Genomic DNA, 19,296 nt, shown 5'->3' on the forward strand with positions numbered 1-19,296 from the left:
AAAGCCGCCCTAAGAAGGGCGGCTAAACAGGTTTTGACCTATGTAAACTGTTTCAGCTTAGAACGAATACTGCGCTGAAAACTGCACCCGGTCCATGTTGCCGTCAGCACCGCTAAGCAATTCACGGTTGGCGCTGCTATATTCGCCGCCGACGACCAACCGTTCGTTGACCTGATACATCATGTTGATTGCGTAACGCTGAGTACTGTCGTTGGCTACCGGACCTGCCAGCTCCATCTGGTTATCAATGTCAGCACGTGAGTAAATCAGGTTGGTGCGCCATTTCTCGCTCCACACATGACGGTATGCAAACGAGAAACCAGTGACGTCAATCGCATCAAGATTGAGGTCTTCATTAATAATTGCACCGTTGGCGACATTAATACCGACGTAACGGCCTAACCCTGAGCCGTGCACCACACTGGTACGGATGTCGTGTGGACCAATGTCCCATTTCAGGGCTAAGCTGGCGCCGAACGCGTTCTCGGTGTCATCAACACCTTGTTGACGCAACTCGAGGCGACGATAGATACCGGCGATACTAAAATACACGTTATCCAGCTTGGTCGCCCAGCGCGCTGTCAGGTCGGGCATGGCGGTGTCGCCGGAGGTGATGCGGCCGGTACCACCCTGATAGGGTGTTACTGTGGTTTCCGGTGCTTCAACTGAGACTGATAAACCATTGTCAAAGGTGTAGCGGATTTGTGGCTGACGGTTAAACACGATGCCGTCGGCAACCCCAACGAAGTCTGGCGCTTCAGGAATGATTGCAGTCTCCTGGAAGTTACTCCAGAACTGACCAACCCGCCAGTTGCGATAGTCAATGAAAGCATGACGGACGCGAGGGCTGTAGGAGTTGGTGATACGTTTGTCACCCCCTGCGGTGCCAAGGAAATCGAACTCGACGTAGCCACTGATGGTCTCACCATTGGCAAGTGTTTGCTTGGCTTCGAAGAAGAAGCGCGATTCACGTGCATGGAAATCTGTAACCGTGTTGGAGTCCCCACCACCTACAGGGGTCAGGCCGGGAATATAGAAATCACGGCCGATACTACCACTGGGTAAAGTACCATCGTCAAAGTGGCTGGTCATAACGTCCAGCTTAATATACCCACCAACACGATAGTCTGTGTCTGCGGCGGCACTTGTCGAAACACCTAAGGTAGCTAGACTCAGAAGGGCGCCGGCTACAGCGCTCGAAACGAGGTTCTTGTTGCTCATTTTATTCATTCTGCTAACCCTTTTTTTTAAGTAGAGAGAGTGAGAGAGTGTGAAGGTAAATCATCGGGCAAGGCGCCATTATAGGTCAATCTAGACTATGGTCTAATAGGTTTTTGAGGGTCTTAGCGAGTACAACTAGTACCACATTTGAATGACGGAGGAGTAGTCATGGCACAAGCTCATTATCCAATGCCAGCTGCACTAAAAGATGAAGCTCGCCTGGATGCTGCCAGGTACCAGGAGATGTATAACCAGTCGGTTCAGGACCCAGAATCCTTTTGGGCTGAACACGGCAAGCGGATTACCTGGTTCACCCCATACACTGAGGTGAAGAATACGCACTTTGGCAAGAATGACGTACAAATTGAGTGGTTCCGCGATGGCACCCTGAATGCCTGCTACAACTGCGTTGACCGTCATCTGGCCGAGCGCGCTGATAAGACAGCCATCATCTGGGAAGGTGACGACGTCGACGAGCAGAAACATATCAGCTACCGGGAACTGCACGAGCAGGTCGCGAAGTTTGCCAATGGGTTGAAGAAGCTGGGCGTTAAAAAAGGCGATCGTGTGGCTATTTACATGCCGATGGTGCCGGAGGCGGCCTATGCAATGCTCGCCTGTGCTCGTCTCGGGGCTATTCATTCAGTTATCTTTGCTGGTTTTTCGCCCAACGCGATTGCCGATCGGGTTAATGACTGTGGCGCTAAGGTGGTTATTACTGCCAACGAAGGGCGTCGCGGTGGTAAAGGCGTGGCGCTGAAAACCAATGTTGATAAAGCAGTTGCCGACAATGCATGCCCCTCGGTTAGTAGTGTGGTGGTATTCCAACATACTGAAACAGAGGTGCCCTGGAACAGTGAACTCGACGTGTGGTGGCATGAGCTGATTGGTAATTGCGACAGCGACTGCCCGGCTGAAGTTATGCAGGCGGAAGATCCGTTGTTCATTCTTTATACTTCAGGCTCAACCGGCACACCAAAAGGTGTGCAGCATACGACCGGTGGTTACATGGTGTATGCCTCTATGACCCATGAGTATGTGTTTGACCTGCGTGAGGACGATGTTTACTGGTGTGCCGCCGATGTGGGCTGGATTACCGGGCACAGCTATATTGTGTACGGTCCGCTGGCCAATGGTGCGACGACACTGATGTTTGAAGGGGTGCCTACCTATCCTGATGAGACGCGGATTGCGAAGATCGTCGATAAACACCAGGTTAATATTCTCTACACTGCTCCCACCGCGATCCGCGCGTTGATGGCGAAAGGTGACGCAGCTGCGCGGGGCAGTAGTCGTGAAAGTTTGCGCATTCTTGGCTCGGTCGGGGAGCCTATTAATCCGGAAGCCTGGGATTGGTATTACAACTGCATCGGTAATGGCAAGTGCCCGATTATGGACACTTTCTGGCAGACGGAAACGGGCGGTATTATGATTACGCCATTGCCAGCGGTGAAGGATATGAAGCCGGGTGCGGCGATGATGCCATTCTTCGGCGTGCAGCCTGCACTGGTGGACAACGAGGGCAATAAGCTTGAAGGCGTGGCGGAAGGCAATCTGGTGATTGCCGATTCCTGGCCAGGCCAGGCGCGTACCCTGTGGGGCGACCATGAGCGCTTTGTACAGACCTATTTCAGCACCTATGAAGGGTACTATTTCACCGGGGACGGCGCCAAAGTCGATGAAGACGGTGATTATATGATTACCGGTCGGGTCGATGATGTGTTAAACGTATCCGGGCACCGTCTGGGAACCGCTGAAATTGAAAGTGCGCTGGTTGCTCACGAAGCGGTGGCGGAAGCGGCTGTGGTCGGTTTTCCGCATGACATCAAGGGTCAGGGTATTTATGTCTATGTCACTGTGGTGGAAGGAACCGAGCCGACTGATGAGCTGCGCAAAGAATTGATTCAATGGGTGCGCACGGATTTAAGCCCGATAGCGACCCCGGATCATATCCAGTTCTCACCAGGGTTGCCGAAAACACGTTCGGGTAAAATCATGCGCAGGATCCTGCGTAAGATAGCCGCTAACGAGCATGATAGTCTGGGTGATACATCTACGCTTGCTGATCCGAGTGTGGTAGAGTCATTAATCGAAAACAGACTAAATAAGTAAGGCCGTCAGTAGTTTGGACGGCGCAGGTTAGAGGCGTTATGACCAAACTATTAATAGCGGACGACCATCCTTTGTTTCGCGAGGCGCTGCAAGGCGCTCTCGCGACTCATTTAGATAACCTTTCTATTGTTGAAGCTGACAGTCTCGAAAGTACTCTCGAGGTGCTGAACGACGATGACGACATTGATCTGCTGCTACTCGATTTACATATGCCGGGCAGCGGTGACTTGTATGGTTTAATTCGGATCCGCGAAGACTTCCCCTTGCTTCCTGTGGCCATTATCAGCGGCACCGAAGACCCGGCGGTGATAGGCCGTTGTATTGGCTTTGGCGCGCTTGGCTTTATTCCTAAATCGATGTCTTCTCAGCAAATCGCTGAAGCCATTGGCACTATTCTGGAAGGTGATGAGTGGGTGCCGGAGAGCTTACGCTCGCAGATGCAGGCGTTGTCCCAGGAAGACATTGAGCTGGCCGACAAGGTGGCTGCGTTAACGCCACAGCAATACCGTGTGCTGTACCATGTGCATGAAGGCCTGCTGAATAAACAGATTGCCTATCAACTTGGCATTACCGAAGCCACTGTCAAAGCGCATATGACCGCAATATTCCGCAAGCTGGACGTTTACAGCCGCACTCAGGCGGTGCTCCTGGCCGAACGTCTGCAACTGGCGCCACCAGATGATAATACCCTTGTCTGATGTTTAGAGCGTTTAAAAAAACAGCAAAGAATTAACAAAGATTACAGTTTTAAGTGTTTATAATTGCGCCAATTTTAACCAGTTGGAAAAGTTTTTTTATGCGCTCCCTTTCTATTAAACACCGTTTAATCCTCAATACCGCCGTTTTAGTGGTTGGTTTGTTGATTATTCTTGGCCTGAACCAATACCAGGCATCACAACAAACGGAACTGGGCGAAGCGCAGCGACTCAATGAACGACTCGTGGCCGATATGCTGATGTTGCGTCGCAATGAAAAAGACTTTTTGATGCGCGCTGAAACGCGTTACCTGGCTACCTTTGATAGCAACGTCAGCACATTGCAGACACACTTGCAGCAGCTTGCAGATATTCTTGAAGCGCAGCAGATTGACCGTTCTCATTTAGAATCGTTTCGCCGCAATATCCGGCAGTACCAGCAGGGGTTTTCAAAGGTCGTTGCGGCCACAGAAACACTCGGTTTAACCAATGAAGACGGCAGGACTGCGGAGTTACTACAAAGCGCGAATCGACTCGATACCGCGGCATCCGCGGAAGCACGCGTTGCTATCATGCAATTGCATGCACTGCGTACCAGTTTCATAGTAAATCCGGATCCGGCTATACGTGCTGAATTTGAACAGCAGGCTGATGCCTTGAATTCACAATTATCATCGTCTGCACAGCCGTTACTGACTAACTACCAACAGGCATTTGCGCGCTACGCCAGGCAACGTGAGCTGCTTGGTGTGGATGAGCGCAGCGGGTTGATGGGCGAGATGCGAGCCGCGGTTCATCAAACTGAGGTCAATCTTGAGGAGTTGAGCGAGGTGGTCGAACAGGCGTTGGCCAGCAGCACGCAAAACTTGTCGCGGATGATCCTGTTGGTGTTTGCCCTGGTTCTTGGACTGGTTGTTTTATTTAACTTATTGATAAGCCGAAGTATTATTCGGCCTATTCTGAGCATGCAAAGCATCATTCAGCAGATTGCGGTGAACAAAGATCTGTCGATACGCCTTGATACAGCGGGCAACGATGAAGTGTCGTCGGTGGCAGTCAGCTTCAACCAGATGATGAAAGATTTTGAGAGAGTCATCGGCAATATGGCGACGGCATCTAATCAACTGGCAGCGGCGTCTCAGGAACTCAGTACCGTCAGTGATGAAGTCAGTGGTATTGCGCACAATCAGGAAGAGCAAACGGCAATGATCGCTACGGCAATCACCGAAATGGCGGCGGCTATTCAGGAAGTTGCCGGCAATGCGCTGGCGGCTTCAGAAGCGGCGGACAAAGGCGCGACCGAAGCAAATGCGGGGCAGCAAAGTATTACCCGCAATATCGACTCGATGGAGCAACTGCAGGGCGCGGTCACTGGCACCAGCGAACGGCTTCAGATACTCAATGAACGGACTCACGAAATCAGTAAAGTGGTCAATGTTATTCAGGATATTGCTGAGCAGACCAATTTGCTGGCACTGAACGCAGCCATTGAAGCGGCACGTGCCGGTGAGCAGGGCCGTGGTTTCGCGGTAGTTGCAGATGAAGTCCGTACCCTGGCGGCCAATACCAAGGCCTCCACGCAAACCATTCATGAAACGACCGAGCGCTTGTTACGTGGCGCCCGGGAGGCGATGGAAGCGATGCAAGTGTCGGCTGATCAGGCGAGTGAGAGTGGCAATCTGGCGGCGCAGGCCGGTGATTCGTTTGCCCGCGTGTACGACTCGATCCAACAGGTTACCGAAATGGGTATCCAGATTTCCACCGCGACTGAAGAACAGTCGTCAGTGGCTCATGATATTACTGAAAATGTGAATAAAGTTGCAGACAGTGTCCGTCAGGTTGTCACCGGTGCGCATCAGTGCGCCTCGTCTAGCCAGGAGCTGGCGCGCCTTGCTGCGGATTTGCAAGATGAGGTAGCGCAATTTAAAGTAAGCTAACAATAATAACACTAGGATGCAGATGAGCTGGATACTGATTGCCTCAGGGCTTGCTTATATAGGGCTGCTGTTTGTCATTGCAGTCTGGGGTGATCGACGCAAGACCAGAGGCTACCGCTGGAGTCTGCATCCGAGTGTATACGCGCTGTCACTGGCCATTTATTGCACCTCGTGGACCTATTACGGTGCCATCGATAACGCAGCTACCAATGGCTGGAGTTTTCTGCCGATTCTGCTTGGCCCTATGCTGCTTTATATATTTGCGCTGCCCATCGTGCGCAAGTTGGTGGCGGTCAGTAAGCAGCAGAATATCACCTCTATTGCGGACTTCATTGCCTCGCGGTATGGCAAGCGGCATAAAATGGCACTGGTGGTTACTATCATTGCCGCGTTGTCGATTATTCCCTATATCGCATTGCAGCTTAAAGCGGTGGGGATCAGTTTCACCACCATCCTGGGCACCGACGATCCGACCGCCGCCTATTCATTAAAAGAACTCGCCGTGGCTATCCTGATGGCCGCCTTCGCGATCATGTTTGGAACCCGCCATATTGATGTGACTCAGTACCGCAGCGGCATGATGCTGGCGATTGCATTTGAGTCCGCGGTCAAGCTGCTGGCACTGGTAGTGTCCGCCATCGTCGCCTGGTATCTGTTGCGGAGCGGGACTTCGTTGAGTCTGACTGCTCAGTTGCAAACCCTGAACCTGGGTGAAGGCTGGAGTTTTAGTCAGGCGCTGACGCCAATGTTCATGGCGCAGTTGTTCATGGCCGCTGGTGCTATTTTGTGTTTACCGCGTCAGTTTCATGTCACTGTGATTGATAATGTGCATTTGTCACACCTGAATACCGCGCGCTGGTTATTCCCACTCTATTTAATGCTGACCTCGCTGGCCATCGCAGTTATTGCGATTGCCGGGGTGACCCTGTTGCCGGATGCGAGCGGCAATTATTCCTTGCGCCTGCCGCTGTCGCAGGGCTTCGATGCGTTGACGGTGTTTGTCTATGTCGGTGGTATCTCAGCAGCCACGGCGATGGTGGTTATCGCCACGCTGACCCTGAGCACTATGGTCAGCAACGACGTGATTATGCCGCTGGTTCTGAAGCGTGACGTAACCAGAATGCCCCAGGCGCGGCGTTTTTACCGCAAGCTGTTGCTGGTCCGGCGGATTGCGATTACCAGTATCCTGCTGATGGGCTGGTTATGTTACCACCTGCTGTTGGCCCAGCTCGATCTGGTAAGTATGGGCTTACTGGCATTTTCGGTGGTGTTGCAGCTTCTTCCTGCCGTACTTGGTGGTTTGTACTGGCGACGCGGGCATGCTCAGGGGGTTTATGCCGGTCTGTTGGTTGGCTTTGTGGTGTGGCTGATGACCATTTTTCTACCCATCGTCAGCAGTGCAAATCTGAGTGAGACGCGGGTTGACGAAATTATTAGTTTTGGTGCCATGTATAGCTTCAGTGCCAATCTGATTGCGTATGTTGTCTTCAGCCTGATTGCGGTGCCGAGCCTGATTGACCGGATTCAGGCAATGGCGTACGTGCGTCCGCGAGAGTCAGCTCCACAAAGTGAGGGAACTCGTCACCACAGAGCACGTGGACGCGACATGAAGATGCTGATGCAGACGTTCCTCGGCCGTGAGCGTACGGAACAGCTGGTTACCGATTATACCCAGCGCCATGAACTGCAACTGAATGCGGTCGCTGATGAACAGTTTATCGACTTTACCGAACGCGCGATTTCCGGCGTATTAGGCGCGGCAACCGCACGTTCACTGGTGCGCGCTGCGTTAAATGACCGGCGTCTGAATATTGAGGAGGTGGTTCACTTCTTCGATGACACCACGCAGGCGTTGCAGAACCAGCAGTCAATTATGTTCAGTTCGCTGGAAAACCTGGCGCAGGGGATATCTGTGGTCGATGCGGAACTGCGTCTGGTGGTCTGGAACAAGCGCTACCTGGATCTGTTTGAGTACCCCGACGGGATGGTGCAACCGGGGCGTCCTATTGCGGATATGATCCGTTACAACGCCGAACGGGGCGAATGTGGACCGGGTGATATCGATGGACTGGTAGAGAAACGGCTGCGGCATATGCAGCAGGGCTCACCCCATCGCTTTATCCGTCGTCGCAGTGACGGGCGTATTATCGAGATGGTCGGTAACCCGTTGCCAAGCGGTGGCTTTGTTACCAGTTTCACCGATGTGACTGAACATATCGAAACCCAGCAGGCATTGGAAGATGCCAACATTGACCTGGAAGCGCGGATCGAAAGCCGGGCCCGCCAGGTGCGTGAGGTCAACCGTGAGTTGACCGAAGAAATCGAACGCCGGCGTGAAACGGAAGAAGCATTGAAAGGCGCGAAGGCAGAAGCTGAGGCGGCTAACGCCAGTAAAACCCGTTTCCTGGCGCTGGCCAGTCACGATATTTTGCAGCCGTTGAATGCGGCCCGGCTGTATCTGGAAGCGATCGATCACGGGCAGCTGAATAGCAGAAATAACCAGTTGCTGAATAAAGTCGATAACGCGCTGGATTCAACAGAGAACCTGCTGTCGACCCTGCTGGCGATCGCCAAGATGGAGCAGGGCGCCCTGCAACCGAAATTAAAACATGTCGATTTGGATACGGTTTTACAGCCATTAGTGGCCGAATACGCGGTGCTTGCGGAGCAGCGTAAACTCGACTTCCGTGCTTACACGCGTTCACAGGTGGTGGTGCATACCGACCCCACCTATCTGCGCCGTATCGTGCAAAACTTCTTATCCAATGCGATCAAATACACCGAGCGTGGGCGGGTTGTGCTGGGTGTTCGGTTACGTGGCCGGCTGGTGGAAATCAATGTATGGGACACCGGGCCAGGTATTCCGGAGCAGCAGCATGTACGAATTTTTGAAGCCTTTATTCGCTACCACAAAGGCTCAACCAGTGGTGTGGGCCTTGGTCTGTCGGTGGCGCAGCGGATGGCTAAACAGCTGGACTGTCCGATCCGGGTGAGTTCGGTGTTAGGTCAGGGAAGTTGTTTTTCGGTGCGCATACCAATGGGTGAAGCGGTGCATGTGGTGCGGCAGAAAGCACAGACGGTCAGCCGGGTGCAGACTTCTGCAATGCACTTTGTTTGTGTGGATGACGACCCGGAGAACCTCAATGCGTTGAGAGCCTTATTGGAGAAATGGGGCTCGACTTGCAGTCTGTTCACCCGTGCTGAGGATGCCATTGAGTATGCTAAGAGTCATCCGAAACCGGATGGTGTTTTATTGGACTATCAGCTGGGTCATGAAGGTGATGGCCTGACCCTGGCTGCCGAATTATTGCAGATATGGGGTAAACCCTTACAGGGCGCACTGGTGACGGCGGTGCGTGAACCTGAGGTGAAAAAAGAAGCGCGCAAACTGGGACTGCAGTTTGTCGCTAAACCAGTTAAGCCTGCGCAACTAAAAGCACTGATGCAGCATGTGCAGCGGGCTAACCGGCGCTGATGTTCTGATTCAATGGGGGCGAGCGCGGGGCTTGAACGTTGAATTGGTGGTTTGGTTGGGTTCAATGGGGGCGAGCGCGGGGCTTGAATATTGAATTGGTGGAGCTAATTCAATATTCAAGCCCCGCGCTCTTGCGGTGAAGATATAGTCGTAGAAAAGGGGGCAGTACGACCTTGGTCGTACTGCCCCCTTTTCTACGACTATAGTCCAATTCCCGTTTCTCCATTCACTGATAAAGTCGCTAATGACCCAATAAGTATAACTTTCACAACAACAACTAACTGGAGGGCGTTCATATGGCATTTGAATCTGCAGATCATGCCAAAGCCTACTGGAAAGAAAACCTGTCGCTGATGCTCAAACTACTGTTTGTGTGGGCGCTGGTTTCTTTCGGATTCGGCATATTCCTCGTTGACGTACTGAACCATGTGCAGTTTTTCGGTTTTAAACTGGGCTTCTGGTTCGCACAACAGGGTGCGATTTATACCTTTATCGTACTGATTTTTATCTATATTCGGCAGATGAACAAGCTGGATAAAAAATACCAGGTCGACGAGGAGTAATCGATGGATATTCAAACATTAACCTTTATCGTCGTTGGCCTGACGTTTGCCCTTTATATCGGAATTGCGATTTGGGCTCGCGCGGGTTCAACCAACGACTTTTACGTAGCAGGCGGTGGTGTTCCACCAGTAGCGAACGGTATGGCAACCGCTGCCGACTGGATGTCCGCAGCTTCCTTCATTTCGATGGCCGGCCTGATTTCATTCATGGGGTACGACGGAAGTGTCTACCTGATGGGCTGGACCGGGGGTTACGTACTGCTGGCGCTTTGTTTAGCTCCGTACTTACGTAAATTTGGTAAGTTCACAGTGCCAGACTTTATCGGCGACCGTTATTATTCACAAACGGCACGTACGGTAGCGGTATTCTGTGCCATCGTAGTGTCCTTTACTTACATCGCAGGTCAGATGCGTGGTGTTGGGGTAGTCTTTAGTCGCTTCCTTGAAGTTGATATCACCGCCGGTGTTCTTATCGGTATGGCGATGGTGTATTTCTACACCCTGCTCGGTGGTATGAAAGGCATTACTTACACCCAGGTTGCGCAGTACTGCATTCTGGCGTTTGCCTATACCGTACCTGCGGTCTTTATTACCTTCCAGATGACCGGGCATATCCTGCCGCAAACAGGTTTCGGTGCAACGCTGGCTGACGGCTCTGGCACTTACCTGCTTGAACGTCTTGATGGCTTGTCTCGTGAGTTAGGTTTTGCCGCATACACCGAAGGGTCACGGGCAACACTGGATGTGTTTGCAATTACCCTGGCTCTGATGGTGGGTACAGCTGGTTTACCACACGTTATCATTCGCTTTTTCACCGTACCTAAAGTAAGTGATGCCCGTCGTTCTGGCGGTTGGGCGCTGGTATTCATTGCTGTGGTTTACACCACTGCTCCGGCGATCGCATCGATTACTAAGGTGAATGTGCTGGATACTATCAACGGACCTGATCAGCAAGGTGTGATGTATGAAAATGCGCCTAGCTGGATTAATAACTGGGAACAGACAGGACTAATTCAGATCAGTGAGGAAGCTCGCGCAGGTGAAGAGCCAATGTTCTTCTCCAACGATGACCGTGCTAACACCAATGTCGATGCTGATATCATCGTTCTGGCCAGCCCGGAAATTGCGAACTTGCCTAACTGGGTGGTCGCATTGGTAGCAGCTGGTGGTGTAGCAGCCGCATTGTCTACCTCGGCAGGCTTACTGTTGGTTATTTCCAGCTCAGTCTCACACGACTTACTGAAACGAACCTTTAAACCAGATATTACTGATAAGCAGGAGCTATTGGCGGCACGGATTGCGGCAGGCTTTGCGGTTCTTATCGGTGCTTACTTTGGTATCAACCCTCCCGGATTCGTGGCGCAGGTGGTCGCCTTCGCGTTCGGTCTGGCAGCAGCATCCTTCTTCCCTGCGATTATTATGGGTATCTTCCATAAACGCATGAATAGTACAGGTGCTATTGCCGGTATGGTGACAGGTATCGTGTTTACCCTGGCATACATTATCTACTTTAAGTTCATGAACCCAACGGCGGGACCAGATGAATGGTTCATGCAAATTTCGCCGGAAGGAATTGGTACTGTAGGTATGCTTCTGAACTTCATCGTTGCTAATATTGTGCTGAAGTTCACGAAAGAATCGCCAGCGGAAATCCAGGAATTGGTCGAGTCTATCCGCTATCCAAAAGGATCGGGTGCGGCGACAGGCCACTAACTTCAGACAGCGTGATTAGTCATGCACTCTGATAACAATGGAACCCCCGGGCGTTAAGCTCGGGGGTTTATTTTTATGGCTCTTGATTTACAGGATATGGCGGATTTTCTAAAGCAAACGCCGCCTTTTGATGCACTGGATAACGCCCGGTTTGACTATGCCCTGGACCATGCTGAAGCGGTGTATGTCAACCAGCACAACCGCGATGAAATACTGCGCGAAGGGCACCCGACCTTATATGTGGTGCGTTCAGGTACCTATGACCTGAATGATAAGCATGGCAAGTTTATCGAGCGGTTGGAAACGGGCGACGTGTTTGGTTTTCCGGCCCTACTCAGTGGGCGGGCGATTACTAACCAAATCGAGGTGTTGGCTGATGGCATCCTATTTTGCTGGGATGCAGCTACCTTCGCGTACCTGCGCCGTTACTCTGAACCCTTTGAACGTTATTTCATGCAGGCGCAGGAGCGCCGATTACTGGTGGAGCATCGTGGTGAAGACTCGACCCCAGACTGGACTGAGCGCGATATAGGCAGTGTCATTTCGCGCCCTTTAATCAGTATTGGCAGTGACACCAGCATTCAGCAAGCAGCGATTTCGATGAGTGAGAATAAAGTGTCGAGTTTGCTGGTGGTGGATGAAGGCCAGCTTCGCGGGATTATCACCGACCGTGATATCCGTAACCGGGTTGTCGCCAAGGGCATGGATTACGGGGTTGCGGTGACCGCCGTGATGACCCAGATGCCGGAAGCTGTCTATACCCGGCAGAGTTTATTTGATGCACTGACAATGATGAACCAGGCCAATATTCATCACTTACCCGTGTTGGACGACGAAGAGCGGCCAGTCGGTATGATCACCACCACTGACCTAATGAAGCAGCAACGCAGTGAGCCGGTGTTTTTAATGAATGCGCTGTTTAAAGCGCAAAGCCGTGAAGCGTTGGTCGAGGAAGCACAGAACATCCCGCACTATTTGCGTACCTTCGCCACCCGGGTCAAAGACATTGGCATGGTCGGTCGGTTACTGGCCTCACTGACGGATGGCATGACACGCAAGCTGATTCGCTTGTATGAGCATGAACACGGTGCCGCCCCCGTTGCCTATGCGTGGATGGCTTTTGGCTCACAAGCACGCGAAGATCAAACTCTGAGTTCGGATCAGGACAACGGTCTGCTGTTAGCCGATGGGATCAAAGAGGGTCAGCGCGAGTACTTCCATAAACTCGCGGAGTTTGTCTGCACAGGTCTGGCGGACTGCGGGATTCGTTTGTGTCCGGGTGACGTCATGGCGATGAATCCAAAATGGAACAAAACCTCACTGGAATGGCAACAGCAGATTAAAAAGTGGGTTCAGTCACCGACGCCCGATGCAATAATGCACAGTATGATTTTCTTCGATAGTAGAATGATAGCCGGCAATCAGCAGCTCTATCGACGACACCGCGACGCCATTGGCAAAATTGCCCAACGGGATATTTTCCTGGGCAACATTGGCCGTCATATTGGTGAGCTAAATGTACCACTGGGGCTTTTTAACCGCTTGCGCACGAAAAGTGAAAAGGGCGGCGACTATATTGATATTAAAACCCAGGGCGTAGCCGTTATTAACGACATTGTGCGCCTTTACTCATTAATAGAAGGCTTAACCATGCCAGCGACTCCAGCGCGGTTGCAGGCTTTGCAGAGCCATAACCTGCTCACAGCTAAAGATAATCAGAACCTGCTTGAAGCCTGGCAATTTTTAACCCAGCTACGATTGTCACATCAGTTAAAATTGCAGGGCGATTCCACTGAACCGGTTAATTCCATTGACCCGGAAACCTTAAGCACACTGCAGCGACGCCAATTGAAGGCTGCTTTTAGTGTGATCAAAGATGCGCAGCAAGGGGTTGGTTTCAAAGTGGGGAGAGGGCTGTAAGATGGTGGCTGACCTATGCTAATTAGCCTGCTCGATAAACTTGGCCAGCTCGGCCAGGGGATGCAGTCGAATATCATTAACAGCGATGGCCGCGAGCGGCAAGCCAGCCTTCAGGGTAGGTGGCAACAAGCCCGCTATGTCGCCCTGGATCTGGAAACTGATGGTCTTGACCCTGAGCAGCATCGGATTCTGGCTATCGGCTGGGTGCCGCTAAGCGTGCCTCGGATTGCGCTGAATGCGGCGGATTACGGGGTGATTCAAAGCGATCAACCACTTAGCCAAAGCGCGGTTATTCATCAGTTGTCTGAACAGGACATTCAGGGCGGAGAAGCCCTGGCCAAGGTGCTTAAACGGCTGGCAAAAAGCCTCGATGGGGCGGTGTTAGTGGCGCACCATGCCGGGTTTGACTGGCAGTTTCTGCAGCGTGCTTTTAATCAGCAGGGGGTGGCATGTCAGCCACTGGCATTGATGGATACGTTAAAACTTGAACAGACCCGTCTGCAGCGTCAGAAAGACTGGCTGGAAAAGGGCGAACTGACACTGGCGGCTTGCCGGCAGCGCTATGGATTGCCGCCGGTGCGGCAACATCATGCCTTAAGTGACGCTGTGGCCTGTGCCGAGTTGTTTCTTGCTCAAGCCTATAAGATAGTAGGTGCGCAAAAGACCTCGCTGAAAGGGCTATTGCGCTACTCGAGGTAAGCAGTGTGGTGCTTAACGCACCACCACCCGGTCATTGACCTGAATGTTACTGCCGACTTCGTCATCGGCGACACGGGTCAGCGCGGAGGAGCGTTCAACCTGGGCTACAGTCAACCGATACGGGCTGAGCACCCACTGCTCACGGTAGATACCCTGATCATCAATGAAGTTGCCGCGATGGTAGATATGCAAGTTTTGTCCTTCGTCGACCCCATGATTAGCACCCAGGTTAACGGTGACCTGGTTACCGCTCACCGCGATGACCTGGCCCTGAGGCTCTTCGCAGGAAAGCCGTTCATCGACACCATAGACCAAATCCTGCATCCGTTCCTGAATCAGGTTGCCATAGGCACTGTTCCAGAAACGCTGGCCGAAGGGGTCAACTTGTTCGTTGTAATCAAAATCCCACACTGTCTGCCCGCGGACGTTAGCGCGGGTAATTAAGTCACCACTGGACGCTTCAAACACATACAAAGTCAGCGCCATATTGCGGTTCTGGTTGGCTGGCGTCCAAAAGGTGTAATTGGTTCCGCGTTGCTCGGTGCTAATATCATCAAACACCGCTGCCATCACATACTGAGCATCCGTTTCTTTGCCGATACGGCGGGCAAATCCAGCCATCGCCTGGTCGTTGTTGGCGGTACGCATCTCAGTCAGACCGACTTTGCGCTCAATCCGGTGTTCCAGGAATAGGGTATTGCTGTGTTGGGCCAGCATTTCTGCGAATCGTTGTGAAGCCGCACGTTCAAGCTCCCATAATGCGCCATGCCGCGCCTGCTCAGCCCGGGCCAGCTCAAATGGCACAATCGACACCCCTTTGCGGAAACTTGCTGCCGGGCAATGTTCTTCGTCCTGACGGATATTGGCGCGGATGGTGACTTCAATACGGTTATCACGTATCCGCTCGCGGACAATTTCTGCCTGCTCAATCGAGCCTTCAGCACTCCATTCAAAAAAGTCGCCGGTTAGCACACCATCCACGACCTGCTCGACACTGGCGACCCGACCGCCTGAGAAATCAAGGCTTTGCCGTAGCGCATTGGTAACGGCCTCAGAACGAGCTGCTTTGACGTCGTTGTTTACAATCGGCGCACTACCGGTACTCTCGTACCATTCTGCCTGCGTCGGTAGGGCAAGGCTAAGTAAAGTGAGCAGGGCACTGAATAAGAAAACTTTCTGCATGGGTCTTTCCTCACGAAATTTGTACTCAACTATGCAGCTTTTGTGCCGATAGAGAATAAACGCTAGTAACAATACACTAGATCAAGGAGTCGAGCATGTTACGTAACCTCATTATTGCCGCCAGTATTGGCTTATTGTCTGCCTGCAGCAGTATGGACCGGCATGTCGAATACACCACAGTAACCCCGGAGTCATTCCCGGAGCTAACCGCTGTTGGTTACGCCCCCATCGCCAAGCAAAATGGTGGTACGGAGCAGGAGCGAGTGCTGCAGGCAATGCGTGCATCACGCCTTGAAGCGTACCGTGAACTGGTTGAGCAAGTACAAGGCGTACGCATTAGCGGAACCAGCGAAGTCAGCGACATGATGCTTCGCGACGACCAGTTCCGCAGCCAAATCAGTGGCGTTATCCGCGGAGCCGAAGTAGTCCGCAGTTACCCAGTCGGCGACGACTACTACGCCACCGAACTGCGCCTCGACTTCGAACAGGTCCACAACCTCTACATCGCAACCGTACGCCCCACCAAAGTCGACCGGATACTCTACTACTAGTAACCACACACCACCAAAAAGCCCGCGCCGCGGGCTTTTTGCGTCGGCGCGCAGGGCGGGTCCCGCTGGCTGCTTCCCGGGCGGGTGGGGAGAGCCGGCAAAGGTTGGCTTTGCGGGGGACAAGGCATGTGTTTGCTGGGACGCCGTAAACCCGTCCCTGGGGGCTCGACTCGCGCATCCATGCGCGAGACGCCCAGCAAAGCACATCGCCTCATCCCCCGCGCCAACCTTTACCGGGCTTGCTTGTTTCGTTTACCCGCGCAGCCAGCGACACCCGCCTGGCCAATTATGTTTAACGTTTAAACTCGTCCGTTAAGTGATCGTTGGATTGGGCGTAGAGTTGGCCGCGCGGACGGGTGGGGGATTCTGCTTTTGGGGGCGTTGAGCGCATGGATGCGCGAACCGAGCCTACATGGATGTACTTGCGGCGTCCCCCAAAACAGAACCCCTGCCCGTACGTGAAGCGGGTAACTCTGCGCCCACGCGGGGTTTAGGCTTTGATGCTGGAGCCGGATGGGCCGGTCGAGGTTTTGCCTTTGTTGGTGTAGGTTACTGTGGTGCCGGTGTAGGCAGCCTGAATGCTTTGTTTTAGGTTTTGAATGCGACCGAGTGTCATGCGTACGATTTGGCCGTTGACTTCGTTATTGGTCTGGCAGGATTCCATCAGCTGGATGATTTGTTTGCGCTTGTCGCGCAGCTGCGGATGGGTGGAGATGATTTCTTTTTGCGGATGCTCGGCGATTTGCTCATCCAGGGTTTGGATCTGGTCGAGCAATGCCTCTTTTTGATCGGTCAAGGTTTCCAGCGCAGGGGCAGCGCGCTGGACTAGCAGTTGTTTCTCGCTCGCCTGTAGTTCCACCAGTTGCGTCAATTGCGCAATCTGCTGCTCTAATAAATCAGCAAGCAAGGCAGCCATGGGTAAGGGCCTTATTCTCCGTTGCCGAACATGTCAGCTTCAAAACTGGCAATGTTGGCAGCGAGACGCTCAGCGTCAATTGAATAGTCGCCATTGGCGAGCGCTTGTTTAATACGCTCGACTTTGGCTTCATCAACGCCAGAATTGTTTTCTGCACGGCGCTGCAATTGCGCGAGCTGTTGCGCTTGCGGTGTCAGCGAAACCGCGTCCTGACGAGGTGCAGACTGAGTAGTCTGAGCTTCTGCCGGACGTGATTGTTGTTCAAATTTAGTGTTCAGTTGAGTGTTGTTGACACTCGAGTTTACGTTATTGATAGCCATAATTTGCCCCTAGTAAAATCTAACCTACGCCAACCTTATCGGCGTTGCAGTAATAAACTTTAGTCGAATTTGCTTAAAAAACGACACGTACTTCATTGCTGCCTGAAACCACTGCCTGGACGTCCCGGTTTGAGCGGCTATTGCGTACGGTGATGCGGTCACCCATCAGGCCATCGCTTCGGGCAACCCCGGTCGCGCGAACTTCCAGCCCATTGGAACCGGATATGATTGTAACATTCTGGCCGCGGCAAACAAAGCAGGTATGACGCGCCTGAATTGCCTGGTTGGTGCCAATACGGCGTTTTATTTGCGCGCCGAGTAGCTCGTCGATATTGGTGTGCGCTGAGTCGCGTAACTGATGAATGTCGACGTGGTTAAATTTTACGTCACTACGGCCGATAACATCCCCAGGAGACAACGGACGCGCGGCTACTACGATGGCGCGCATTTGCTGAATACGTACTGGAATAAACAGCCGCCAACCTTCATAGTCATGGCATTGAATTAATACGGTGGTCTGGCGGTCGAGAGTTGCGTTGTTGGCCAGGTTGACGTCAATGGGTTGCTGGCAGGTGCGGAGCCCCATACGTGGGTCGAGTGAGCCAGCGCTGACTTCAATCCGGTCATCACTGGATTCACGGGCGATCAACGACTTGACGTGGTCTTCGGCCAGGGTGACCAGCTCGGCTGGGCCATACTGAAGGGCCTCGGTGCTGTGAGCACTGAGGGGTGCAGCGACTATGGTCAGGAATAGCGTCAGCATTGTGACTGCTTTCATGCAGAAGGCCTCATGTTTTGTTCAGGTTGCCTGTGTTACATCATGTGCATGTAATGGACAGCACTATGCGACACGGGCAAAAAAAGGTATAACTAGACTAGTGTACGTCAATCTTCCGACGTAACAGGAATTAGCTGGAAAAGCATGCAATACCTGTGCCTGGTAGAGGGTTAGACAAGAAAACACAGCAACACATCACGGAGAGCAACATGGCAGGTATTTTAGACTCGGTAAATCAACGCACTCAACTGGTCGGTCAGAACCGCCTTGAGTTATTGTTGTTCAAGTTGCACGGGCGTCAGCGGTTTGGCATCAACGTGTTTAAAGTTCGTGAAGTTTTGCAATGCCCGAGGCTTACGGCATTGCCTAAACGCAACGCATTTATTCGTGGTGTAGCTCATATTCGAGGCCAGGCTGTGTCGGTCATTGACCTTAGTATGGCCACTGGTGGCAAGCCAATCGACGATATCCATAATCGTTTTGTGATTATTGCCGAGTACAACCGCACGGTGCAGGGTTTCCTGGTGGAAGGTGTTGAACGCATTGTAAATATCAACTGGGAAGCGGTGATGCCACCACCGAAAGGGGCAGGGCGTTACAGTTACCTGACTGCTGTGACTGAGATTGACAACGAATTGGTTGAGATCTTAGATGTAGAAAAGATTCTTGATGAAATCAGCCCATTGAGTACCGATGTAAGCGAAAGCGTACGTGAGCAGAGTAATCCGCAAACACTCGAAGACGTGACTATTTTGGTCGCAGATGATTCGACAGTGGCACGGAACCAGGTTAAACGCGCGTTGAGTTCGCTGGGCGTGAAGATGGAAGTGGTAAAAAACGGCCGCGAAGCGCTGGACTGGTTAAAAGCGAAGGCTAAAGAAGTGGGTGGCGATATTTCGCCTCACGTGCCACTGATGGTGTCGGATATTGAAATGCCGGAGATGGATGGGTACACGCTAACGGCGGAAGTCAAAGCTAATCCGGATTTGAAAAAAATGCATGTCATTTTACATACGTCGCTCAGCGGTGTGTTTAATCAGGCGATGGTGAAAAAAGTCGGTGCTGATGACTTTATTGCTAAATTCCATCCGGATGAGCTGGCGGGTGCGGTGCAGAAATGGTTGAAAACCGATGAACCAGCAGCACAAGCACAAACGTCGACGTAGTACTGAGCCAACATGCAGAATTGGAAGAAAAGATATAAATAACGCATG

Annotated in this window: 15 protein-coding genes; 10 read left to right on the plus strand and 5 right to left on the minus strand. The window is 52.3% G+C overall.

Features of this window, described 5'->3' with window-relative positions; genetic code table 11:
* Window positions 1-57: 57 nt before the first annotated feature.
* Complete coding sequence (locus CWE14_RS12505; RefSeq protein ID WP_241972405.1) at window positions 58-1,221, minus strand: DcaP family trimeric outer membrane transporter; 1,164 nt, start codon at window positions 1,219-1,221, stop codon at window positions 58-60.
* Between the two features lie 168 nt (window positions 1,222-1,389).
* Between CWE14_RS12505 and acs the strand changes: the two genes are divergently transcribed.
* The 8 genes from acs (at window position 1,390) to CWE14_RS12545 (ending at window position 14,335) form a co-directional block, all read left to right on the plus strand.
* On the plus strand, window positions 1,390-3,333 hold the full coding sequence (gene acs, locus CWE14_RS12510) for an acetate--CoA ligase (RefSeq protein ID WP_126799692.1): 1,944 nt from the start codon (window positions 1,390-1,392) through the stop codon (window positions 3,331-3,333).
* Between the two features lie 38 nt (window positions 3,334-3,371).
* Complete coding sequence (locus CWE14_RS12515) at window positions 3,372-4,031, plus strand: response regulator transcription factor (RefSeq protein WP_126799693.1); 660 nt, start codon at window positions 3,372-3,374, stop codon at window positions 4,029-4,031.
* A gap of 98 nt (window positions 4,032-4,129) precedes the next feature.
* Complete coding sequence (locus CWE14_RS12520; protein ID WP_126799694.1) at window positions 4,130-5,965, plus strand: methyl-accepting chemotaxis protein; 1,836 nt, start codon at window positions 4,130-4,132, stop codon at window positions 5,963-5,965.
* A 22-nt stretch (window positions 5,966-5,987) separates the two neighbouring features.
* Window positions 5,988-9,440, plus strand: coding sequence for a PAS domain-containing hybrid sensor histidine kinase/response regulator (locus CWE14_RS12525; RefSeq protein WP_126799695.1), 3,453 nt, complete (start codon window positions 5,988-5,990; stop codon window positions 9,438-9,440).
* 296 nt (window positions 9,441-9,736) lie between these two features.
* Window positions 9,737-10,003, plus strand: a complete 267-nt coding sequence (locus CWE14_RS12530; RefSeq protein WP_126799696.1) for a DUF4212 domain-containing protein — start codon at window positions 9,737-9,739, stop codon at window positions 10,001-10,003.
* 3 nt (window positions 10,004-10,006) lie between these two features.
* Window positions 10,007-11,716 (plus strand): sodium:solute symporter family protein, encoded by a 1,710-nt coding sequence (locus CWE14_RS12535; protein WP_126799697.1) that lies wholly within the window; start codon window positions 10,007-10,009, stop codon window positions 11,714-11,716.
* A 75-nt stretch (window positions 11,717-11,791) separates the two neighbouring features.
* Window positions 11,792-13,636 carry a DUF294 nucleotidyltransferase-like domain-containing protein gene (locus CWE14_RS12540; protein ID WP_126799698.1) on the plus strand — a complete coding sequence of 615 codons (1,845 nt, stop codon included), beginning with the start codon at window positions 11,792-11,794 and terminating at the stop codon, window positions 13,634-13,636.
* A gap of 15 nt (window positions 13,637-13,651) precedes the next feature.
* Entirely contained in the window at window positions 13,652-14,335 is a 684-nt protein-coding gene (locus tag CWE14_RS12545) for a 3'-5' exonuclease (protein WP_126799699.1), read from the plus strand.
* Between the two features lie 12 nt (window positions 14,336-14,347).
* Here CWE14_RS12545 and CWE14_RS12550 read toward each other — a convergent pair whose 3' ends face one another.
* Window positions 14,348-15,517 (minus strand): flagella assembly protein FlgT, encoded by a 1,170-nt coding sequence (locus tag CWE14_RS12550; RefSeq protein ID WP_126799700.1) that lies wholly within the window; start codon window positions 15,515-15,517, stop codon window positions 14,348-14,350.
* Window positions 15,518-15,612: 95 nt separating this feature from the next.
* On the opposite strand from CWE14_RS12550, the gene CWE14_RS12555 reads away from it, so the two are divergent.
* A complete protein-coding gene (locus tag CWE14_RS12555; protein ID WP_126789148.1) occupies window positions 15,613-16,068 on the plus strand; it encodes an LPP20 family lipoprotein in 456 nt (151 codons plus the stop codon).
* Between the two features lie 490 nt (window positions 16,069-16,558).
* On the opposite strand, the gene CWE14_RS12560 is transcribed toward CWE14_RS12555, so the two are convergent.
* The 3 genes from CWE14_RS12560 to flgA all read right to left on the minus strand — a co-directional run bounded on the left by CWE14_RS12560 (window position 16,559) and on the right by flgA (window position 18,082).
* On the minus strand, window positions 16,559-16,984 hold the full coding sequence (locus tag CWE14_RS12560; protein WP_126789149.1) for a flagella synthesis protein FlgN: 426 nt from the start codon (window positions 16,982-16,984) through the stop codon (window positions 16,559-16,561).
* A gap of 11 nt (window positions 16,985-16,995) precedes the next feature.
* On the minus strand, window positions 16,996-17,304 hold the full coding sequence (gene flgM, locus CWE14_RS12565; RefSeq protein ID WP_126789150.1) for a flagellar biosynthesis anti-sigma factor FlgM: 309 nt from the start codon (window positions 17,302-17,304) through the stop codon (window positions 16,996-16,998).
* A 73-nt stretch (window positions 17,305-17,377) separates the two neighbouring features.
* Entirely contained in the window at window positions 17,378-18,082 is a 705-nt protein-coding gene (gene flgA / locus CWE14_RS12570) for a flagellar basal body P-ring formation chaperone FlgA (RefSeq protein ID WP_126799701.1), read from the minus strand.
* A gap of 209 nt (window positions 18,083-18,291) precedes the next feature.
* Between flgA and CWE14_RS12575 the strand changes: the two genes are divergently transcribed.
* Window positions 18,292-19,248, plus strand: coding sequence for a chemotaxis protein CheV (locus tag CWE14_RS12575; RefSeq protein ID WP_126799702.1), 957 nt, complete (start codon window positions 18,292-18,294; stop codon window positions 19,246-19,248).
* Window positions 19,249-19,296: the final 48 nt, after the last annotated feature.

It is taken from the genome of Aliidiomarina soli (assembly GCF_003986975.1).
Classification (GTDB): domain Bacteria; phylum Pseudomonadota; class Gammaproteobacteria; order Enterobacterales; family Alteromonadaceae; genus Aliidiomarina; species Aliidiomarina soli.

Coding starts and splice junctions, on each gene's coding strand:
- CWE14_RS12505 (WP_241972405.1), bottom strand. CDS start 1,221: ATGAGCAACAAGAACCTCGTTTCGAGCGCTGTAGCCGGCGCCCTTCTG.
- acs (WP_126799692.1), top strand. CDS start 1,390: ATGGCACAAGCTCATTATCCAATGCCAGCTGCACTAAAAGATGAAGCT.
- CWE14_RS12515 (WP_126799693.1), top strand. CDS start 3,372: ATGACCAAACTATTAATAGCGGACGACCATCCTTTGTTTCGCGAGGCG.
- CWE14_RS12520 (WP_126799694.1), top strand. CDS start 4,130: ATGCGCTCCCTTTCTATTAAACACCGTTTAATCCTCAATACCGCCGTT.
- CWE14_RS12525 (WP_126799695.1), top strand. CDS start 5,988: ATGAGCTGGATACTGATTGCCTCAGGGCTTGCTTATATAGGGCTGCTG.
- CWE14_RS12530 (WP_126799696.1), top strand. CDS start 9,737: ATGGCATTTGAATCTGCAGATCATGCCAAAGCCTACTGGAAAGAAAAC.
- CWE14_RS12535 (WP_126799697.1), top strand. CDS start 10,007: ATGGATATTCAAACATTAACCTTTATCGTCGTTGGCCTGACGTTTGCC.
- CWE14_RS12540 (WP_126799698.1), top strand. CDS start 11,792: ATGGCTCTTGATTTACAGGATATGGCGGATTTTCTAAAGCAAACGCCG.
- CWE14_RS12545 (WP_126799699.1), top strand. CDS start 13,652: ATGCTAATTAGCCTGCTCGATAAACTTGGCCAGCTCGGCCAGGGGATG.
- CWE14_RS12550 (WP_126799700.1), bottom strand. CDS start 15,517: ATGCAGAAAGTTTTCTTATTCAGTGCCCTGCTCACTTTACTTAGCCTT.
- CWE14_RS12555 (WP_126789148.1), top strand. CDS start 15,613: ATGTTACGTAACCTCATTATTGCCGCCAGTATTGGCTTATTGTCTGCC.
- CWE14_RS12560 (WP_126789149.1), bottom strand. CDS start 16,984: ATGGCTGCCTTGCTTGCTGATTTATTAGAGCAGCAGATTGCGCAATTG.
- flgM (WP_126789150.1), bottom strand. CDS start 17,304: ATGGCTATCAATAACGTAAACTCGAGTGTCAACAACACTCAACTGAAC.
- flgA (WP_126799701.1), bottom strand. CDS start 18,082: ATGAAAGCAGTCACAATGCTGACGCTATTCCTGACCATAGTCGCTGCA.
- CWE14_RS12575 (WP_126799702.1), top strand. CDS start 18,292: ATGGCAGGTATTTTAGACTCGGTAAATCAACGCACTCAACTGGTCGGT.